Below are 21,162 nucleotides of genomic sequence, written 5' to 3'. Positions count from 1 at the left end.
CAATATTTGGCTATAAAAAGCTTTTTAAAATTCAAAAAAATCTGATGGCACACCAACCAACTATTTTAGTTACCAATGATGATGGTATTAATGCGCCAGGAATTCGTGCTTTAATTAGCGTCATGGCCGAAATTGGCAATGTCATTGTTGTGGCGCCGGATAGTCCACAAAGCGCCATGGGACACGCAATTACCATCAACAGTACATTATATTTGAATAAAGTTTCTGCTGAAAATGCAGCTATTACTGAATACAGTTGCTCTGGAACTCCTGTAGATTGTGTGAAATTGGCAGTAAACGAATTGCTGAAAAAGAAACCCGATTTGTGTGTGTCTGGTGTTAATCATGGTTCTAATTCTTCCATCAATGTGATTTATTCGGGAACCATGAGTGCAGCTGTCGAAGCCGGAATTGAAGGAATTCCCGCCATAGGTTTTTCTTTATTAGATTATGAATGGAATGCAGATTTCGAACAAATAAAACCGTTTATTAAAAAAATTGCGTTTGAGGTTTTGTCCAAGAAACTGCCTGAAAGCATCGTTTTGAATGTGAATTTTCCAAAATTAAAATCTAACGAAATCAAAGGAATAAAAATTTGCCGTCAAGCGAAAGCTATATGGATGGAAAAATTTGATAAACGAAAAACACCTTATGGAAAAGATTATTATTGGCTCACAGGAGAATTTGTCAATCAGGATAAAGGTGAGGATACTGATGAATGGGCACTTTCTAAAGGGTACATTTCCATCGTTCCTATTCAGTTTGATTTAACGGCACATCATGCTATTCAACAACTGAATTCATGGGATTTTTAAATTCTCAACTATGAAATATTACATCATTGCTGGCGAAGCTTCGGGCGATTTGCATGGTTCAAATTTAATGAAAGCGCTTTTCAAAGAAGATGGCGAAGCAAATATTCGATTTTGGGGTGGCGACTTGATGCAAAATGTGGGCGGAACTTTAGTAAAACATTACCGTGAGTTAGCTTTTATGGGATTTTCCGAAGTACTAATTAATTTGAAAACGATTCTTAACAATATTAAACTTTGTAAAGCTGATATTGAAAAATTCAATCCAGATGTGATTATTTTTATAGATTATCCTGGTTTCAACATGCGCATTGCCAAATGGGCGAAAGCAAGAAAAATTAAAACGCATTATTACATTGCGCCACAAATTTGGGCTTGGAAAGAAAACCGAATAAAAGCAGTAAAACGAGATTTTGATAAACTGTTTGTGATTCTTCCGTTTGAGAAAGATTTTTTTGAAGAAAAACATCATTTTTCTGTTGAATTTGTCGGACATCCGTTGATTGACGCTATTCACAATCGACAAAAGATAGATGAAGCTACTTTCCGAAAAGCGAATAATCTTGATCAAAAACCCATAATTGCTTTACTTCCTGGAAGCAGAAAACAAGAAATATCAAAAATGTTAAGTGTAATGTTGAGTATTGTCCTTGATTTTCCGGAGCATCAATTTGTAATTGCGGGAGCGCCAAGTCAGGAATATCATTTTTACGAACCCTTTTTGAAATCAAATAATGTAAAGTTTATCTCAAATAAAACCTATGATTTATTGAGTGTAGCATCGGCAGCATTGGTTACATCAGGAACAGCAACTTTGGAAACAGCATTATTCAAAGTTCCTGAAGTCGTTTGTTACAAAGGAAGTTGGGCTTCGTATCAAATTGCAAAAAGAATTATTACACTTAAATATATTTCATTAGTCAACTTAATAATGGACGAAAAAGTGGTTGCTGAACTTATACAAGAAAAATTTAATTCTAGAAATTTAAAGATAGAACTTATAAAATTATTGGATGTAAACAACAGAAAAGCTTTACTAATAAAATATAATGAATTAGAAACTAGGCTTGGCGGAGTTGGCGCTAGCAAAAAAACAGCTAAACTAATCATAAATGATTTGAAGTAGTTATATAATTAGGTTTTAAACTAATATCTTTCAGAAAATTTTTACCTTGAAATATTATTTATTTATCTTGACAATTTTATTTTTGTTTACAGCTTGTAAACCTACTTCGAACATCATAACTTCAAAAAATGTTACTGTAAAAAAAGGTATTTACTCTCTACCAGTTCTTGGGAAAAACACCATATTAAAAGTAAAAAAAAATCAAAATGAGTACACTTACCAAGAAGTTAAATCAGTTCCAAATGTAAAAAAAGCACCAAAGTTAAATGATAATAACGAAAGTGATATTGTGATTGAAAATGAAGATTCGAACTATTTAATTGAACAAATAATTAACACTGCCAGCTATAATTTAGGGATTGCTTATCGTGGTGGGGGTATTACAAAAGAAGGTTTTGATTGTTCTGGTTTGATGTATTCAACATTTAAAAAATTTAACATTTCACTTCCACGTTCTTCTTACGAAATGGCAGAAATAGGAAAATTAATTGCCACCGAAAAAGCTAAAAAAGGGGATTTGATTTTCTTTATAAACCGTGGTCAAAAAAGAATAAATCATGTTGGAATGATTGTAGAAGTAAAAAGTGATGAAATTAAATTTATACATTCTTCAACCAACGGTGGCGTGATGATTTCATCTTTAAAAGAACCTTATTACGAAAAGACTTTTAAACAAATAAATAGGATTGTGGAATAATTTTCTTGCATAATTAAATTTTTTATGTAATTTAGTTACATGAAAATTTTAAAGTTTCCTGCAGCAAGAATTTCAATCAGTTTTATTCTGGGCTTACTTTTTTTTAATTGGTATCAACCAATCCCTGTTATTGTATTTGGTAGTTTAACTGTTTGTGGGTTTCTTTTAATTTTACTGCATTTTTTTGACAAAAAAATCCCGTCTCTAAAAATATATTTTGGAGTTTTCACCTTGCTTATTTCTTTCCTTATTGGCATTTCTTCCTCAATCGTTAATAAAGAAACGTACAATGTAAATCATTATACAAATCAGATTCATGATTCCGAAAAACCATATTTAATTGGTTTAATTGTCAATGAAAAACTAAAGAGCACCCTTAAAAATAATCGCTATATATCTTTGATTACGAGTTTAGACGGAAAAAAAAGCCATGGAAAAGTTATCCTAAATATAAAAAAAACAAGGTCAGAAAAAAATTTGGCAATCGGGGTAAATTTAATAGTAAAATCCAAGGTATATAAAAACCTAAATCCTATTAATCCAAATCAATTTGATTATGGTCGTTATTTAGAAAATCAAGAAATTTATGCGCAACTTTATACTCAAAACAATCAAATAAAAATTGGTAAAAACACACCAACTTTGTGGTCTTTATTTTCAAATTTTAGAAACAAGATTATTGCTAATTTAGCTCATTCTAATATAAAAAATGATGAGCTCAATGTCTTGATTGCTTTACTTGTGGGGCAACAACAAGATATTTCGCCCGAAGTCATGAAAGATTATCAATATGCTGGAGCAGTACATGTTCTTTCGGTTTCTGGATTGCACGTTGGGTTTATTTTACTATTTGTTACTTTTATTTTAAAGCCAATTCCCAATTCAAAAAAAGGCTCGTTTTTGAAACTTATACTCATTTTGCTTTCACTTTGGGTATTTGGAATTCTCGCCGGATTAGCGCCATCAGTTGTTCGTTCGGCTGCAATGTTTTCAATAGTTGCCATTGGAAATCATTTGCGAAGAACTGTAAATACCTATCACACTTTGTTGGTTTCCATGCTCATAATATTATTATTCAAACCGTCTTTCCTTTTTGATATCGGATTTCAATTAAGTTATTTGGCTTTGTTTTTTATTCTTTGGTTACAGCCCATTTTATCTAGCATTTGGTTACCCAAAAATAAAATTGTCAAGTATTTTTGGGATATTATTACTGTTTCTTTTGCGGCACAAATTGGGGCAATGCCTTTAAGCATTTATTATTTTCATCAATTTCCTGGCTTGTTTTTTATTACCAATATTATAGTTTTACCGTTACTAGGAATTATCATGATTATTGGAATAATCGCTATTATCATTGCATGCTTTGGAAATGTACCAATTTTTATTGCAAAACCGCTCGAACTGGTGATAACGATGTTAAATTATATTATTCATTGGGTTGCTTCTTTTGAAAGCTTTATTGTAAAAAATATTTCATTTTCTTTTGAGATGCTTTTAGTTTCTTATACGATGATACTATTGATTATTCTTTGGTTAGAGAAACCAAATTTCAAACGATTAGCATTTGCTTTAACAAGTGTATTATTGCTTCAAGGCATTTATATTTTTGCCAAATACAAAACTGAAAATGCTGATGAATTAATCGTTTTTAATATGAAGAAATGCACTTTGATAACCGAAAGAAGCCATAATCTTGTCACTGTTTACAGTAACGATAGCATTTTGCAATCGATGCACAATAATCAAATTATTCAATCTTATTTGGTGGGAAATTTTTGCAAAATAAGAGCAAAAAATAAACTTAAAAACTTTCTTTTTTTTAATAACAAAAAGATACTTATCATAGATAGTTCCAACGTTTATTTAAAGAATATAAAACCAGATATTTTGATTATAACCAATTCACCAAAACTAAATTTAACAAGACTATTGTCTACATGGAAACCAGAGCAAATCATTGTGGATGGTTCCAATTTTAAAAGTTATGTTAAGCTTTGGGAAGCAACATGTAAACAAGAAAAAATCCCTTTTCATAATACTAACGAAAAGGGATTTTATAAGATGTAATTTATGAAATTTATGATTTTTTGTTAATCAAAATTTTATTAGCGGCGTCTAACCAAGCGTTTGGCCCACCAGCGAGATAACCAGTGCTTCCTAATTTTTCAAGGTTTATTTTTCCATCTTTTTTACTGGCATTTACAAACCATACTGTTGGATAACCCTGTACAGCAAATGTTTGTTGTAATTCAGAATTTTGTTTTTGAATTTCTGGTAATTGTGGAGTTCGTCTTGGAAAATCTAACTCAACAAGAATCACATTTTCTGTTGCCCATTTTTTAAATTCAGGAGTTTTGAACACCTCATTTTGCAAACGCATACACCAGCCACACCAATCACTACCTGTAAAAAATAAAAACAATGGTTTTTTTGATTTTTTTGAAATTTCCATTGCTTTGTTCATGTCTGTTTGCCAAGTTAATTCTTGTGCTTGTATCGTTAAGGAACTTAAAATTACAAATAAAGTAATAGCTAATTTTTTCATTTTTTCATTTTTTAAATTATAATATTATTTTCGTTTCAAAAACAATGCCGAAATTTAAGTATTTTATTTTACTTCTTGCATCAATTTTTTCACAAAAGGAGAAATTAGGATTAAAATTAATCCTGCAATAAGGGCATATAAAGCTAATTTATAATAGCCATCTGTATAAGATTGCAATTTTGAAAGCAAAGTAACACCTTGATTTGATCTTGAAATTTCAGCACCTAACTTTCCTGCAGCTAATTGACCAAATGCGCTCGCTAAAAACCACAATCCCATCATCATTCCAAATAATCTTTTAGGAGATAATTTGGTGATAATTGACATCCCTATCGGGCCTAAACAAAGTTCTCCTATAGTTGTTACGAAATAAGCAAATGTAAAAACATTCAAAGATGTTATACCTTTTACATTGGCAAAGAATTTAGTGTAATAAAAAATAAAGAAAGAAGCTGACAAGAATAAAAATCCAATTCCAAACTTGATTAAAGTATTTGGTTCTATTTTCTTTTTAGCAAGCCACAACCAAAGCAATCCAATAATTGGACTTAAAACAATTACAAATAAAGTATTCGAACTATTGTTAACCACATTGGGATCAATAGAAAAACCTAACAGATTATAGTTCAAATTATCTTTTGCAAACAACGACAATGAACCCCCACTTTGCTCATAAATGGCGTTAAATAAAAAATAGAAAAAGATAAAAGCAAATGCTGCAATTAGTTTTTTCTGCAAACTTTTTTCTCCCAATTTGACCGTTTCAAAAATAAAATAGCTCACTGCAATTATACCTATGATATACATAAAATAATCAGTGTAATCAGTATTTTTGACCATTATGAAAATGAGCGGAATACTTAACAATGAACCTATATAAACGGCTATTTCTCTGAATTTTCTTTTAGATTCTGGTAATTTCAACAATGGAGAATCACCTATCGGACCTAAATATTTTTTGGTAAATAAAAATGTCAATAATCCAGCTATCATAACAAAAGCTGCGGCTAGGAAACATAATGACCAAGAATAATATTTTCCAAGAAAAATGCACAAAGCACCTCCAAAAAGTCCTCCTATATTTATACCAGCATAAAACATCCCGTAACCTGCATCTCGTCTGTGATCTTTTTCGTGATACAACTCGCCAACCATTGAAGATATATTTGGTTTGAAAAAACCAGTCCCAATAATAGAAAAAGCAATACCATAATAAAACATATGTTGAGGAGAAAAAGCAATTAAAAGGTTTCCTATTATCATTACAATACCTCCAAAAAACAGCGACTTTCTAAAACCTAAAATTTTATCTGCAAATATTCCTCCTATAAAAGTGAACGCATATACAAATGCTTGAATCGCACCGTATTGAAGGTTTGCCGCATCATCTTTTAACAGCAGTTGATCTACCATAAAAAAAGTAAGCACACCGCGCATTCCATAGAAACAAAAGCGTTCCCACATTTCTACAGTAAACAAATACCATAGTTGCTTTGGGTATTTGCCTTTAAAGTTTTGAATTTGGTCTAAAGTCAGATTTTGTTCCATAAAATTGTAAATTAAAAAACCTCCAAGGATTCTTGGAGGTTTGAAAGGTATAAAATTATTTTAAATAATGTTAGCGAACGCCGTGCATCATCTTTTTCAATTTTGGAGTGAGTGCCATTAAAATAATAGCCGCTAAACCTGTTAATACTACAAATACCATAAAAAATTCAAATAAATTATGAATTTCAAATCCAGCAAAAATAGGATTATGATCTGTAATTTGATTATCTGCCAATAATTTTACTTGCTCCGCTGTTGGCACTATTTTTTTATCTAAAACAGCCTGTAAATCAATACCTAGTTCTTTTGCTTTATTGAATTTATCTCCTGTTGCGGGTAGTATTGAACCTAAAGTTCCCGCTAATGCATAACCAGAAGCATTGGACAAAAAGAATACCCCATAAAGTAATGATGAAAAACGTTTTGGCGATAATTTACCAACTAATGATAAACCAATTGGTGATAAACACAACTCGGCACAAGTTTGTATTAAATATAAAAGAATTAACCATTTAATAGCTAAAAGCCCGTTGTTTCCTAAATCTTTTACATTATGGGCAATGATAAAATAACTCAAGGCAATTAATCCTAAACCAACCGCCTGCTTTACGGGTGAAATTGGCTCTCTGTCTTTACTTCTTAAATAATCCCACAACATGCTGAAGGGAACCGCAAAAGCCACAACAAATAATCCGTTGAAGATTTGCACCATAGATGGGGGCATGTTATAGCCAAAGAAGTTTCTATCACATTGGTTATCTGCAATGAAAGTTAAAGACGAACCTGCTTGTTCAAAGGCTGCCCAAAAGAAAATAACAAAGAAAGCAACAATATAAATTACTAAAATTCTGTCTTTTTCTATTTTTGTTAACGAAGAGTCCGAAATAATTAATCCCGCTAAAGTGATACCGCTAGAGTAGATTACAGTGTAAATCCAGTTTTGATTTACAACAAAATGGAATAAAGCTCCTAAAACAAAAAATGAAATTACAGCGCCTATTAAGGCGTTTTTAGAAAATACTGCTTTTTGCGACTCGCCTTCTTCATAATCATCATTTACGTTGTGTTTTGGTAATCCTCCTAATGGTCTTCCTTCTGGAGTTATAACATATTTATTTTTTAAGAAGTAAAACACTGCTGTTCCAATCAACATTGCTATTGAAGCTGCTAAAAATCCCCATTTAAAAGCATGAATATCTCTAATCCCTGCAGTGTCTTTTACGTCGCCTACAATTGGACAAATTAACTGACCTAAAAAAGCGCCAAGATTGATTCCCATATAAAAAATAGTAAACGCAGTATCCAATTTGCTTTTTTCTTGTTTTGGATACAAACTTCCCACCATACTTGAAATATTTGGCTTGAAAAAACCGTTACCAAAAATAATTATTCCCAGAGCTGTCCACATTAATGTATTGGCTAAACTAATGTTTGTTCCAAAAATACTGGCACTAAAAAACAGTAAAAACTGACCCGTAGCCATCATTAAGCCTCCTAAAAGTATACAGTTTCTGTTTCCAAAGAAACGGTCAGAGATGAATCCGCCAAGCATTGGGGTTAAGTAACAAAGACCCAAGAAACCTCCATAAATTAAGGAAGCATCTTCTTCTTTCATCAGTAATGAATTCACAAGAAATAATGTTAAAATAGCGCGCATTCCGTAGAAGTTGAATCGCTCCCACATTTCGGTTCCGAATAGTACCCAAAGTCCTTTTGGATGTCCTGTTTTTACTGCTGTTTCACTCATAATTATTGTTTTAGTTTGGTTTATTATAGTTTCTCTTTAATAAAATTTGTCATTTTATTGAACAATTGTATTCTGGTTTTACCGCCGTATATCCCGTGATTTTTATCAGGATAAATAGCCCAATCAAACTGTTTGTTGGCTTGTACCAAGGCTTCAATCATTTGCATTGAATTTTGTAAATGCACGTTATCATCAGCACTTCCATGGATTAAAAGGAAATTTCCTTTTAGTTTTGATACAAAATTGATAGGCGAATTGTCATCATAACCACTTGCATTTTCTTGAGGCGTTTGCAAATAACGCTCAGTGTAAATGGTGTCATAAAAACGCCAATTGGTAACGGGAGCAACTGCAATCGCCATTTTGAAAATATCGGCACCTTTCATAATGCAATTACTCGACATAAAACCACCGTAAGACCAACCAAATATACCTATTCTTGATTTATCTACATACGAATACTTACCTATGTCTTTTGCAGCATCAATTTGATCTTCTACTTCTAATTTTCCGAGTTGTTTTTGGGTAACTTTTTTGAAAGCAGCTCCTTTAAAACCGGTTCCCCTCCCGTCCACACAAACAATGATGTAACCTTGTTGTGACAATAGCATAAACCAATAATCATTAATGTCTAATCCATCATTCGCTACTTGCTGCGAACCAGGACCAGAGTATTGATTCATGAAAACCGGATATTTTTTTGTGGCGTCAAAGTCTTTGGGTTTAATCATCCAAGCGTTTAATTTGTTACCTTTTTCGGTGGTCAATTCAAAGAACTCTTTGGTAGGAAGGTTGTATTTTTTTAGTTTTTCTGCAAGCGCATTATTATTCAATATCGGCTGAATTACCTTGCCATTAGAAGCCGAATTTAATGTGTATAAGGTGGGCGTATTTACATTAGAAAACGTATTGATAAAAAATTGAAAATTTGGACTGAACGTAGCTGCATTGGTTCCTTCTTTTTCAGATAATTTCACTTTATTTTTTCCGTCTAAACCTATTTTATAAACATCTCTAACTGTTGAACCATTTTCTACCGATTGATAGAAAACTGTTTTTGTTTTTTCGTCCAATCCATAATAGGCAGTGACTTCCCAGTTGCCTTTTGTGATTTGATTTTTTAACTTACCTGTTTTGTCGTACAAATAAATATGATTAAAACCATCTTTTTCGGAAGTCCAAATAAAACTGTTGTCGTTTAAGAATGTTAGATTATCGGTAACATCAACATAAGCAGTATCTTTTTCGTTCAAAACCACTTTTGAAGCTGCCGTAGTACCATCTATAAAAAGCAAATCTAAAGTATCTTGATGGCGGTTAAGTATTTGAGCGCAAAGCACATTCGCATCTTTTGTCCATTTCATTCGAGCAATATAGAAATCTTTGTAATTGCCTAAATTTACTGTTTTGGAACTGCCAGCAGCCACATCATAAATAAACAAAGCCACTTCCGAATTCTTTTCGCCAGCTTTTGGATATTTGAAAGTTTCTATTTTTGGATATAATTCTTTTTGAAAAATACTCATCGAAAACTCGGGCACTTGGCTTTCATCAAAACGAATATAGGCTAGTCTTTTGCTATCGGCACTCCAATCAAAAGCTCTCACATAAGCAAATTCTTCTTCGTAAACCCAATCTGTAATGCCATTAATAATGCTGTTCTTATTGCCATCGGTGGTAACTTGAGTAGTTTTTTGAGATGCAATGTCATATATAAAAAGATTGTTTTCTTTAACAAAACCTATTTTTAAACCATCTGGAGAAAAAGTTGGTTCTTGTACTTGCTCTAAAATTTTAGTCAGTTTTTTGATTTGAATATCATACAAAAAATAATTAGCCGTGAAAGAATGACGGTATATTTGATTGGTAGTATTGGCTAATAACAATTGCTTTTCATCTTTGCTGAAAACAAAACTGTCAATGCCATTTACCAATAATGGGAAATTTTTAGTATCAATGATTGTGTTAATTTTTTTTAGTGTAGCAAAATCGTAAAGGTCAATTTGCATACTTCGTGTGCTTCTGTCAAAATTGAGCACAGTGTATTGGTTGGTGTTTTTCATTGCTATAAGTTCCTCCATGGTTTCGGATCTAAAAGCTCCGGAATAAATTTCTTCTACCGATAATTTTTGTTGTGCTACAAGGCAAAAGCACGATAATAGGAATAGAACGACGAGTTGTTTTGATTTCATTGCTATAGTTAATTATAAAAACTGTCAATTTTAGTGAAAATTTTAGAGATAACAGCAGTTTTTTATATTAAAAACAGTTTACAATAAAAAACCCACTAACTTTTCAGTAATGGGTTGTGTTGTGGTACCTCCAGGAATCGAACCAGGGACACATGGATTTTCAGTCCATTGCTCTACCAACTGAGCTAAGGTACCTCGCTTAATGCGGGTGCAAATATAGGATGATTTTTAATTTATCCAAAACAAATACTAAAAAAAAACTATTCGTAACTTTGTGCACCAAAAATAGCATTATGCTCTTAACCATTGATGTTGGAAACACAAAAATTAAAACCGCTGTCTTCGAACAAAATACAGTTGTTGAGTTATTTATTTTTGAGAATAAAGAGCTTGAAAATAAGCTTCATTATATTCTGAATCACTATCCAAAAATAAAAAAGTTGGTCATTTGCTCTGTTGGAAATATAGAAAATAAATTTTTTTTATCACTTGAAAATCGTGTCGAAGTACATTATATTACTCACCAGAGTAAATTTCCTTTTACCAATTTATATAGTTCTCCAACAACGCTAGGCATAGACAGAATGGTATTGGCAGCAGGTGCCGTAATGCAATTCCCTGCTCAAAACCGATTGGTTATAGACGCTGGTACATGCATCACTTATGATTTTGTAGATAATCTAGACAATTATCTTGGCGGTGCTATTTCTCCAGGCATTCGTTTACGTTATGAATCAGTGCATCAGCAAACAGCAAAATTACCTTTGTTACAAAAAAAACATCCCATAAATTATATTGGAAATTCTACTGATGAATCAATACATTCGGGTATAATTAACGGTGTTTTGCTGGAAATAGATGGATTTATTGAACATTATAAAATTCAATACGCTAAATTTATCATAATTTTAACGGGCGGCGATGCCTATTTTTTGGCTATGCAATTAAAAAATACCATATTTGCCAATTCAAATTTTATGCTCGAAAGTTTGAATCAAACATTTCAATACAATAAAAAATGATTCAAAAAGTTATAGTAAGCGTTTGTTTACTTTTTTCATTAGTACTGGCAGCTCAAGAAGGAACTTCATCGCCTTATTCTTTTTACGGAATTGGTGAGGTAAAATTTAAAGGAACCGTTGAAAATAGATCAATGGGTGGAATTTCGGTTTTTCCTGATAGTATTCACATGAATCTTCAAAACCCTGCGCATTTGGCAAGTCTCAAATTAACAAGTTTTGCAATTGGGACTACCTATGCCACTACAAAATCTAAAAGCGAATTAGATGAGGCTAAAGCCAAAAGAACATCGTTGGATTATCTTGCGGTTGGAATTCCTGTTGGAAAGTTTGGAGTAGGTTTTGGACTAATCCCTTACTCATCCGTAGGATACAAACTTCAAAAATTATCTAGTGATACCACGCCAATTTTTTCAAGATACACGGGTATTGGAGGCGTGAATAAAGTTTTTTTAGGAATTGGTTATAAACTGACGAAAAAGCTAAATATTGGTGCCGATTTACAATATAATTTTGGAACCATCAAAACTACAAATCTTCGTTTTCAAGATGGTCTTCAATATGGTACACGAGAAAACAATGCTTCAGATGTTCGTGGTGTAAACCTAGATTTAGGGTTGACTTATCAAACAAAGGTGAAAAGTAAATATTCGTTTTTTAGCAGTTTATCTTATACTCCAGAAGCTAAAATAACATTGGGTAATTCTCGTACTATTGAAATTATACAGTTTTTATCGTCAGGAGCAGTCAGTGTTATAGAACAAGACAAAATACCTGTTCAAGATACTTCTATCAAACTTCCTGCTAAACTATCATTAGGTTCCGGGTTTGGGGAAGTAAAAAAATGGTTACTAGGTGGTGAAATCACCTTTATAAACAACAGTGTGATTTCAAATCGTTTTACTGATATTAACGGTTCTACTTTCGAAAATTCTATCCGTTATAGTGTGGGTGGTTTTTATATACCCAACTATAATTCGTACTCTAATTATGTTAAAAAAATAGTGTATCGAGGCGGTATTCGTTACGAAAATACTGGTTTGGTAATCCAAAATAAATCAATTACAGATTTTGCAGCAAATCTGGGACTTGGATTACCTCTTGGTGGAACTTTTTCTAACATAAATATTGGGCTCGAAATGGGAAAAAGAGGCACAGTATATAGTAACTTGGTTGAAGAGAATTATGTTAATTTAAGTATTGGTTTGTCTTTAAGTGAACGTTGGTTTATAAAACGTAAATTTGACTAAAAATTTTTAGTTATGAGAGCAATTATTTTTATCGCTGGTATTTTATTTATTGCAAATGCAAATGCTCAGAAGTTTGATTGTTCTTCAAAAATAATAGCGTATCAAACGCTTTTTAAAGAAAGAAAAATAGCTGAATCGTTTGAAATTTGGAACGAAGTTCAAAAAAATTGTCCAAATCAAAGTGAGTCTATTTACACCGTAGGTATTCAAATCCTTCAATATAAAATTGACAATGCAACAACAGCAGAAGCTAAAGAAAAATTAGTTCGTGATGTTCTAAAATTGTACAATCAATACAACAAAAACTTCCCCCTTACCACACCAAGTTTTCAAGCCGACAAGGCAATGGTTTTGGTTAATAATAAAATTGAAGCTAAAGAAGAAATTTTCAGTTTGCTTGATAACGGTTTTGCAACAGCTTCTAAAAGTATCACCGACGCTAATGCAATCTACATTTACTTTAGTCTTTTATGCGAAAAATTCAAGAGTGGAGACAATGCGATTACCTCAAACGTACTATTAGAAAAATTCACGCTAGTTAGTTCAATGCTCAATCAATTACAAGTTTCCAATCTGACTAAAGCTAATGAGTATAGAACGGCATTAAACGCAATAAACGCTTTGACGAAAGATGTAGCAACTTGTGAAAACCTAACTAATTTTTATGACAAAAATTATCCAAGCAATCAGGAGAATAGCGATTGGCTCACCACAGCATTAATTAATTTATCCGAAAGATGTAGTACCAAGCCCATTTTTAATACCATTGCCGAAAAATTGTATTCGATAAAAGCAACAACAAAATCTGCCAACTTTATAGCGTTGTCAAATCTGCAACAAAAAAAATTCCCCGAAGCTATAAAATTCTACAATGAATCAGCAGAATTACAAAGCAATCCAGTCGAGAAAGCTAAAATCTATTATCTTATTGCAACCAGCTTACTATCAAATGATTCGCCAAAATCTAAAGAATATTTAAACAAAGCATTGACGCTCGACCCACAAATGGGGAAAGCCTATCTATTTTTGGCTCAACTTTATTCGAACAGTGCAGATGAATGTGGAAGGACAAATTTTGAAAAGAAAGCAATATATTATTTAGCCGCTGAAACCGTTAAAAAAGCGGGAGATGTTGAAACACGGTTAAAGCCAACTTCAGACAAAATGAATAATGACTTTCTTAAAAAAGCCCTTAATCAGGTCGATATTACAGCTGCTAAAATGACTGGAAAATCATTCACAATTGGATTTTGGATAAACGAAACTATTACTTTTCCCTCCAAATAATGAAGCAATTTATTAGAAATAGTGTTCCTTTTCTAATGGCAATTCTTTTTTGCTTCACGATAATGGCTTGCGAGAGCAACTTTCGCGATGTTCAAAAAATGGGATTTGCCGAGTTTTCTCCAAGCGGTGATGCCGATTTTATAAATTTAAAATATACCGATTCGGGTAGGATTACAGCCAATTTGATAAGCCCCAAAATGCTTGATTATGCAACAGTTGAATATCCTTTTACCGAATTTCCAAAAGGAATACATCTAACTTTGTTTGATAAAAATGGTAAGGAAACCTACATTGATGCAAAATATGCAATTACACACAAAACCACAAACATCATTGATTTGCAAGAAAATGTAAAAATATCCAATCAAAGTGGCAATGTGCTTGAAACAGAACAATTGTTTTACGACCAAAAAAACGAATGGTTTTTTACCGAAAAAAAGTTTAAATTCAATTCTCCCAAAGGAGTTTCTTATGGCGAAGGAATTGATTTCAGTAAAGATTTCAAAAAAGTAAATTCCAAAAAAATATCAGGAGAAATCCAATCAGAAAAAAAATTATGAACTATTTAAGATTTACGCAATACGCTTATTTACTTGCAGGAATTCTTTTTGCTCTTGATGCATTTGTAAAATGGCAGTCACATCAAAGCTATACTATCAGCGGATTATTTGCGGCTGTTTGTATTTTTTTGTTTTTTTTTAGAAGAAATTTTGCTAAAAAATTTGACGACCAAAATAAAAAAACATAAGCTATGCAAATCGGAATAATCATCCTATGCTTGATACTTTCCGCTTTTTTTTCTGGAATGGAAATAGCCTTTGTTTCCTCCAACAAAATTTACCTTGAAATCGAAAAAAAGCAAGACGATTTTATTTCAAAAATCTTAACCAAACTTACTCAAAAACCGTCAAAATTTATTGCCACCATGCTTGTTGGCAACAATGTTTCTATGGTGGTTTATGGGTTTTTTATGGGCGATTTGCTCATGCATTGGTTTGTCACATTTGGCTTTAAATTCTCTGATTTGACTAATTTATTATTGCAAACAACTATATCAACTTTAATAGTCTTGATGACTTCAGAGTTTTTACCAAAAGTGTTTTTTCAGATTTACGCCAATAGTTTCATCAAGTTTTTTGCCTTACCCGCTTATTTTTTTTACAAACTTTTTTATTACATATCTACTTTTATGATTTGGATATCTGATTATGTTTTGCGCAAATTTTTAAAAACTCAAGGAGATCAAATTAATCTTTCTTTCAGTAAAGTAGAACTTGGCAATTATATTTCTGAACAAATGAATGCAGTGCAAGACCATGAAACTGTGGATTCTGAAATTCAAATTTTTCAAAATGCACTCGAATTCTCGGGTGTAAAAGCAAGAGAAATTATGACCCCAAGAACCGAATTGGTTGCCGTTGATTTGTACAGTTCAGTGGTTGATTTGAGAGCACTTTTTATAGAAACTGGTTATTCCAAAATACTTGTTTACATAAATACGCTGGATGATATTGTAGGTTATGTTCATTCCTTCGAATTATTTAAAAAACCAAGAAGTATCAAATCTATAATGATAGCTGTAGAATTTGTTCCCGAAACCATTTTGATAAAAGACACCATGAATTTATTGACTAAAAAGAGAAAAAGTGTGGCGGTAATTCTTGACGAATATGGCGGAACTTCGGGTATTGTTACTTTAGAAGACATTGTGGAAGAACTTTTTGGTGAAATAGAAGACGAACACGACTCTGATGAAAAATTAATAGAAAATAAAATTGATGAATCAACCTATCTTTTTTCGACGCGGTTAGATGTTGAATACCTTAATGAAGAATATAAACTTAATATTCCAGAAAATGATTCCTATGAAACATTGGGTGGTTTTATTGTAGATTTCAGCAAAGAAATTCCTCATAAAGGCGAACAAATTAGTATTGGAAATTTTCAATTTGTCATTGAAGAAGCATCGAATAAAAAAATTGAATTAGTTAAAATGACTATAATCGATTAATTTTGAACAATAAATCAAAAATTACATGAAATTATAACTTGTTGAGTATTATTATTTCACATATAATTGTATTTTCGCAAACTAAATTAAAATTTAACAAGAATAGAAATGGCAGTTTTATCAAAAATTAGAAAACGCTCGGGTTTGCTTTTACTAGCAATAGGTTTTGCATTATTAGCATTTGTAGTTCAAGATTTGTTTACAAAAGGATTTAAGAGTTTATCAAAAGATGTGGGAAGCATCAATGGAAAAGATGTTTCTTTTGAAGAATTTAGAATAAAAGTGGCAAATACCGAAAAAAATAGTCAAGGTCAAGGACAAAATATGACCTCGATGCAAGCCTCTAATCAAGTTTGGAATCAAGAGGTAAGTATTGCTTTGCTAAATGAAGAATTTGAAAAACTAGGAATTCGAGTGGGCGAAAAACACATTCTTGAAGTTTTGAAAGCAGACCAACGCTATGCACAAAACAAAATGTTTTTGAATGCCGCGGGAAAATTTGATCTTAATAAGTTCAAAGAATATTTCAAAGCTACGCCAGAAGGAATGCAAATGTTAAAAGAAGAAGAGAAAAATGCTGAAATAAATGCCAAATATCAAATTTATAATTCACTCATAAAAGGTGCCATGTTTACCACCCAAACGGAAGGTAAATTCAAATATGAGGCAGAAACTAATAAAGTAAGTTTTGATTACGTAATGGTTCCGTTTTCTTCGATTAAAGATACGGATGTAAAAATAACCGATGACGAAATCAAGGCATACATGAAAACGAAAGAAAAAAAATTCAAATCCGAAGGTTCTCGCGAGTTGGACTATGTTTTGATTTCAGAAAAGCCATCGGCACAAGACGAAGCTGAAATAAAGAAAAATATTGAGGCGTTGTTGCTGCCAAGTGTTCGTTACAACAAAGAAACCACAAAAAACGATACAATACAAGGATTCAAATCGGTGACTAATAATGCTGAATTTGTAAATTCTAATTCGGATATTCCTTTTGATTCCACTTATATCGCAAAACAAGATTTACCAAAAGAAAGTGCGGATCAATTATTTAATTTACCTGTAGGTGATGTTTATGGACCTTACATCAAAAACAATTATTACTGTATTTCAAAATCATTAGGCAGAAAAGCAGGTGCCAAAGTAAAAGCTAGCCACATTCTTATTAGTTGGGAAGGAACAAAAGTTCCCACCAAAAAAGAGAAAAGAACAAAAGAACAAGCCAAAGCTAAAGCAGAGGGATTATTGGCGCAAGCACAAGCAAATCCGGGTATGTTTATGATGCTGGCCATGACAAATTCTGATGACTCATCAGCACAACAAGGTGGAGATTTAGGTTATTTTGCTCCAGGTCAAATGGTAAAACCGTTTAATGATTTTGTCTTTAATAATCCCGTTGGAAAAATTGGTTTAGTGGAAACCGAATTTGGGTACCATATTATCAACGTAACAGACAAGCAAGATGCCGTAAAGTTGGCAACTATTGCACAAAAAATTCAACCATCAGAAGCGACCAACGATAAAGCATACACCGAAGCAACCAAATTTGAAATGGATGCTGTTAAAAAAGATTTTGCTACATTGGTTAAACAAATGAAGTTAACAATCAACCCATCAGTAAGAGTGAAAGCGGTGGATGAAGGTTTTGGATCAATCAGCAATCAACGACAAATTGTAAAGTGGGCATTTGACAAGGCAACCAAAATAGGTGATGTAAAACGATTTGAAATTGTAAACGTAGGTCATGTAATCGCAAAATTAAAAAGCACTGCCGATAAAGGTTTAATGACCGTAGAAGAGGCAAAACCACAAGTAGAAACAATTTTGAAAAACAAAAAGAAAGCCGCGATGATTGCTACAAAAATGAAAGGGACGTCACTAGCAGCTATTGCAACAACTAATAAGGTAACGGTTATGAATGCTGTTGATTTAACTATCGAAAATCCAAATATTGCTGGTGGTGGTTTTGAACCAAAAGTAGTGGGACTATCATTTTCATCAAAAGCAGGTCAATTATCAAAACCAATTGATGGAAATTCAGGAGAATTTGTAATAGTTACCAAAGTGGTTACCAAAGCGCCTGCAATTAAAAAATATGATGAATATGTCAATAAAATAAAACCTCAAGTTGCCAATTATTCAGGAAGAGTTTTGCCAGCCTTGAAAAACGATGCTGATATAAAAGACAATCGAGCTGATTTTTATTAATACCTTCTCAATAAGATTAAAAATCCTGAAGTCCTGCTTCAGGATTTTTTATTATAAATGAGTTTAAGCAATAAATAATGTTATAAAATTTTTAAACAGCCGCTTTCGGTTTAGTTTTTATAATTAGTTAATAAAGAATGCATTAGAATCTAAAGGTATTTCTTAAACAACTATTTTATTTTTCGTTATAATTATGTTTGAATATAGAATCGGAAAATGGATTTCTGTTTTCGGGTTATTTTTTCTAACTTTACAGTGCCTTTTGAGTACCATTTAGCTATGAAAGAAGCTATAAACTAAAAATATAACATACATATGAGTTTATCAACCCAAATCATGGACGAAATGAAGAATGCTATGCGTGCCAAAGACACCATTGCATTGGAAGCATTACGAGCCATAAAATCAGAAATTTTACTAGCACAAACTTCTTCGGGAGCAAAAGAAGAAATAACTGAAGCCGATGAATTCAAAATATTGCAAAAATTGGTTAAGATGCGAAAAGACAGTGCAGGTATTTTTACGACTCAAAACCGTCTCGATTTGGCCGAGCCAGAATTAGCACAAATTGCCATAATCGAAAAATTTCTTCCTGCTCAATTATCAGAAACTGAAGTTGAAGCAATTATTGCCAAAATCATTTCAGAAACGGGAGCTTCAGGAATTGCTGCCATGGGAAAAATAATGGGAATTGCATCGGCACAATTGGGTGGAACAGCTGAAGGTAAAACGATATCAGCCATCGTCAAAAAATTATTAGTATAATATAGTTTAGTTATTTGGTTTTAAACAACTACTATTTTATATTTAATAACCCATAATAAACAGGCTGCGTAGTTCAACTGGATAGAATATCAGATTTCGGCTCTGATGGTTGGGGGTTCGAATCCCTTCGCAGTCACAATTAATTAAAAATAGTACCATGAAGATAAATAACTATTTAATATTCAATAAAGTTATTGTAGCCTCTTTTCTGCTCATTATACTTTTTTTTCAATCGAACATTGCTTCTGGTCAAATTTATTCAAATGGTAATCTATCGACGGGAACACTATCAAAAAGTGGCGTCACATCTCCTACAAATTACACATGGAGCGAACTTCAAAACAACACTGGAAATACAACCGAATGCAATAAGAACACTGGTTTTGCGGGTTATTTTAATACAGCCGAAACCTCGTCTTTTCAGTTAGGAGATGATTTTATTGTTCCTGTTGGACAACAATGGAGCATCACAAGTTTTGATTTTTTTGCCCATCAAAACAGTTATATTGGAGCTACAATTCCTGTCGATCAATTGAGAATTCAGCTATGGAACGGTGATCCCTCTTTACCTAGTTCATCAATTATTTATGGCAATATGACCACAAATGTTCTCGATGCTGCTAACAGCAATAATACGGTTATATATAGAATTCCAAATTCTATCATTGGATTCCCAGTAATTGCTCCAAACACAAACAGAAAAATTTGGAAAATAAAGGGAACTGTTACTATTCTTTTAAATCCAGGAACCTATTGGGTGGTTTATCAATTTCATGCAATCAATGACAGCAGTATTTTTGTTCCATCGGTTACCGTCGAAGGTACACGAGGATTAGCAGGATGGAATGCAAAACAAAACTTTGTGGCTAATACCGTTCCCAGTACTGTTTTAGGATGGGCAAATATTTTAGATGTAGGTGATCCAGCTTCTGCCGCTGATGTTCCTCAAGACCTACCTTTTTCTATAAACGGAACAATTATTTCTTTAGACACCCCAGAAAATGATTTTTCGGCTGCTGTTTTGATTTATCCAAATCCAGTGAAAAATATGTTGAATATTACCATACCAAAAACCGGCAAAGTAGATAGTGCCGAAATTTATGATATGTCAGGGAAAAAAGTCAAAAGTATAGATAATCTGGATAATGCTGTAAATGTTTCCGAACTATCAGTTGGAAATTACACTTTAAAAGTAAAATCGGGAACTTCTATTGCCGTAAGAAAGTTTACTAAAGAATAATTATTTTATAATAGCAAGTTCCTTTAAACTAGCTATAGTTTGAGTTGGATTCACAGCCTTGAAAACAAAATTCCCTGCCACTAAAATATCAGCGCCCGCTTCCACCAATCGTTTGGCATTCTTATCTGTAACTCCGCCGTCAATCTCAATCCACGTAGAAGTACCTTTTTTTATAATTAAATCTTTTAGTTTTTCAATTTTTGAATACGTGTTTTCAATAAAGGACTGCCCACCAAAACCAGGATTTACGCTCATGATACAAACCATATCGATATCTGTAATAATATCTTCCAATAAAGATACATTCGTATGCGGATTTAAAGCAACTCCAGCCTTCATTCCTTCTGACTTTATAGCTTGAAGTGTTCTGTGCAAATGAGTGCATGCCTCATAGTGCACGCTCAAAATATTGGCGCCTAAATCAGCAAAAGTCTTAATGTATCTGTCTGGATCAACAATCATCAAATGAACATCAATGACTTTTTTTGCATGTTTAGTTATAGCTTCTAAAACAGGCATTCCGAAAGAAATATTAGGAACAAATACACCATCCATAATATCGATGTGAAACCAATCGGCTTCACTGTTATTAATCATTTCTATGTCCCGCTGCAAATTGGCAAAGTCGGCAGCAAGAACAGATGGAGCAATAAGTATGTTTTTCATTTATGCTGAATTTATTTCAGCATCTTTATAATACTGAAATTAG

The 21,162-nt window shown here is 32.5% G+C and carries 18 protein-coding genes and 2 tRNA genes; 14 read left to right on the top strand and 6 right to left on the bottom strand.

The annotated features are described in order from the left end of the window. Positions 1–44: 44 nt before the first annotated feature. Genes surE through Q0Q96_RS09080 form a run of 4 tightly spaced genes read left to right on the top strand, consistent with a single transcriptional unit; the run spans position 45 to position 4,705 of the window. Positions 45–815 carry a 5'/3'-nucleotidase SurE gene (surE, locus tag Q0Q96_RS09095; protein ID WP_293874021.1) on the top strand — a complete coding sequence of 257 codons (771 nt, stop codon included), beginning with the start codon at positions 45–47 and terminating at the stop codon, positions 813–815. A 10-nt stretch (positions 816–825) separates the two neighbouring features. Next, on the top strand, positions 826–1,938 hold the full coding sequence (gene lpxB, locus Q0Q96_RS09090) for a lipid-A-disaccharide synthase (RefSeq protein WP_293874019.1): 1,113 nt from the start codon (positions 826–828) through the stop codon (positions 1,936–1,938). 46 nt (positions 1,939–1,984) lie between these two features. Next, a complete protein-coding gene (locus Q0Q96_RS09085) occupies positions 1,985–2,635 on the top strand; it encodes a C40 family peptidase (protein WP_293874017.1) in 651 nt (216 codons plus the stop codon). A 39-nt stretch (positions 2,636–2,674) separates the two neighbouring features. Continuing rightward, a complete protein-coding gene (locus tag Q0Q96_RS09080; protein ID WP_293874014.1) occupies positions 2,675–4,705 on the top strand; it encodes a ComEC/Rec2 family competence protein in 2,031 nt (676 codons plus the stop codon). 10 nt (positions 4,706–4,715) lie between these two features. Here Q0Q96_RS09080 and Q0Q96_RS09075 read toward each other — a convergent pair whose 3' ends face one another. From Q0Q96_RS09075 to Q0Q96_RS09055, 5 genes are all read right to left on the bottom strand, one after another. Beyond that, positions 4,716–5,183 carry a thioredoxin family protein gene (locus tag Q0Q96_RS09075; RefSeq protein ID WP_293874011.1) on the bottom strand — a complete coding sequence of 156 codons (468 nt, stop codon included), beginning with the start codon at positions 5,181–5,183 and terminating at the stop codon, positions 4,716–4,718. Between the two features lie 63 nt (positions 5,184–5,246). Continuing rightward, positions 5,247–6,731: a peptide MFS transporter gene (locus tag Q0Q96_RS09070; protein WP_293874008.1), complete on the bottom strand. Its 1,485-nt coding sequence runs from the start codon at positions 6,729–6,731 to the stop codon at positions 5,247–5,249. Between the two features lie 70 nt (positions 6,732–6,801). Further along, positions 6,802–8,478 carry a peptide MFS transporter gene (locus tag Q0Q96_RS09065; protein ID WP_293874006.1) on the bottom strand — a complete coding sequence of 559 codons (1,677 nt, stop codon included), beginning with the start codon at positions 8,476–8,478 and terminating at the stop codon, positions 6,802–6,804. Positions 8,479–8,501: 23 nt separating this feature from the next. Further along, complete coding sequence (locus tag Q0Q96_RS09060) at positions 8,502–10,670, bottom strand: S9 family peptidase (protein WP_293874004.1); 2,169 nt, start codon at positions 10,668–10,670, stop codon at positions 8,502–8,504. A gap of 122 nt (positions 10,671–10,792) precedes the next feature. Next, a tRNA-Phe gene (locus Q0Q96_RS09055) sits at positions 10,793–10,865 on the bottom strand. Between the two features lie 98 nt (positions 10,866–10,963). On the opposite strand from Q0Q96_RS09055, the gene Q0Q96_RS09050 reads away from it, so the two are divergent. The 10 genes from Q0Q96_RS09050 to Q0Q96_RS09005 all read left to right on the top strand — a co-directional run bounded on the left by Q0Q96_RS09050 (position 10,964) and on the right by Q0Q96_RS09005 (position 20,453). Beyond that, complete coding sequence (locus Q0Q96_RS09050; RefSeq protein ID WP_293874002.1) at positions 10,964–11,692, top strand: type III pantothenate kinase; 729 nt, start codon at positions 10,964–10,966, stop codon at positions 11,690–11,692. Continuing rightward, positions 11,689–12,939, top strand: coding sequence for a hypothetical protein (locus Q0Q96_RS09045; RefSeq protein ID WP_293874000.1), 1,251 nt, complete (start codon positions 11,689–11,691; stop codon positions 12,937–12,939). The genes Q0Q96_RS09050 and Q0Q96_RS09045 overlap by 4 nt, the downstream gene beginning before the upstream one ends. Positions 12,940–12,951: 12 nt before the next feature. Next, positions 12,952–14,226 carry a hypothetical protein gene (locus Q0Q96_RS09040; protein ID WP_293873998.1) on the top strand — a complete coding sequence of 425 codons (1,275 nt, stop codon included), beginning with the start codon at positions 12,952–12,954 and terminating at the stop codon, positions 14,224–14,226. Further along, positions 14,226–14,786: an LPS export ABC transporter periplasmic protein LptC gene (gene lptC, locus Q0Q96_RS09035; RefSeq protein ID WP_366069198.1), complete on the top strand. Its 561-nt coding sequence runs from the start codon at positions 14,226–14,228 to the stop codon at positions 14,784–14,786. Before Q0Q96_RS09040 ends, lptC begins: the two co-directional genes overlap by 1 nt. Next, positions 14,783–14,974, top strand: a complete 192-nt coding sequence (locus Q0Q96_RS09030; RefSeq protein ID WP_293873996.1) for a hypothetical protein — start codon at positions 14,783–14,785, stop codon at positions 14,972–14,974. The genes lptC and Q0Q96_RS09030 overlap by 4 nt, the downstream gene beginning before the upstream one ends. Positions 14,975–14,977: 3 nt before the next feature. Continuing rightward, positions 14,978–16,237, top strand: coding sequence for a hemolysin family protein (locus Q0Q96_RS09025; RefSeq protein WP_293873994.1), 1,260 nt, complete (start codon positions 14,978–14,980; stop codon positions 16,235–16,237). A 108-nt stretch (positions 16,238–16,345) separates the two neighbouring features. Further along, positions 16,346–18,448, top strand: a complete 2,103-nt coding sequence (locus Q0Q96_RS09020) for a peptidylprolyl isomerase (protein WP_293873992.1) — start codon at positions 16,346–16,348, stop codon at positions 18,446–18,448. Positions 18,449–18,763: 315 nt separating this feature from the next. Next, positions 18,764–19,213: a GatB/YqeY domain-containing protein gene (locus Q0Q96_RS09015; RefSeq protein WP_293873989.1), complete on the top strand. Its 450-nt coding sequence runs from the start codon at positions 18,764–18,766 to the stop codon at positions 19,211–19,213. Positions 19,214–19,275: 62 nt separating this feature from the next. Then, positions 19,276–19,349: transfer RNA gene (locus Q0Q96_RS09010), tRNA-Arg, on the top strand. A 21-nt stretch (positions 19,350–19,370) separates the two neighbouring features. Continuing rightward, positions 19,371–20,453: a T9SS type A sorting domain-containing protein gene (locus Q0Q96_RS09005; RefSeq protein ID WP_293873986.1), complete on the top strand. Its 1,083-nt coding sequence runs from the start codon at positions 19,371–19,373 to the stop codon at positions 20,451–20,453. Here Q0Q96_RS09005 and rpe read toward each other — a convergent pair whose 3' ends face one another. Continuing rightward, the gene (rpe, locus tag Q0Q96_RS09000; RefSeq protein ID WP_293873983.1) at positions 20,454–21,119 is read right to left on the bottom strand and encodes a ribulose-phosphate 3-epimerase; all 666 of its coding nucleotides are present in this window, start codon (positions 21,117–21,119) and stop codon (positions 20,454–20,456) included. It abuts the gene before it with no gap. Positions 21,120–21,162: the final 43 nt, after the last annotated feature.

It is taken from the genome of Flavobacterium sp. (genome assembly GCF_025352015.1).
In the GTDB taxonomy this organism is placed as follows: Bacteria; Bacteroidota; Bacteroidia; order Flavobacteriales; family Flavobacteriaceae; genus Flavobacterium.
This window is presented reverse-complemented; position numbering and strand designations above follow the sequence as displayed.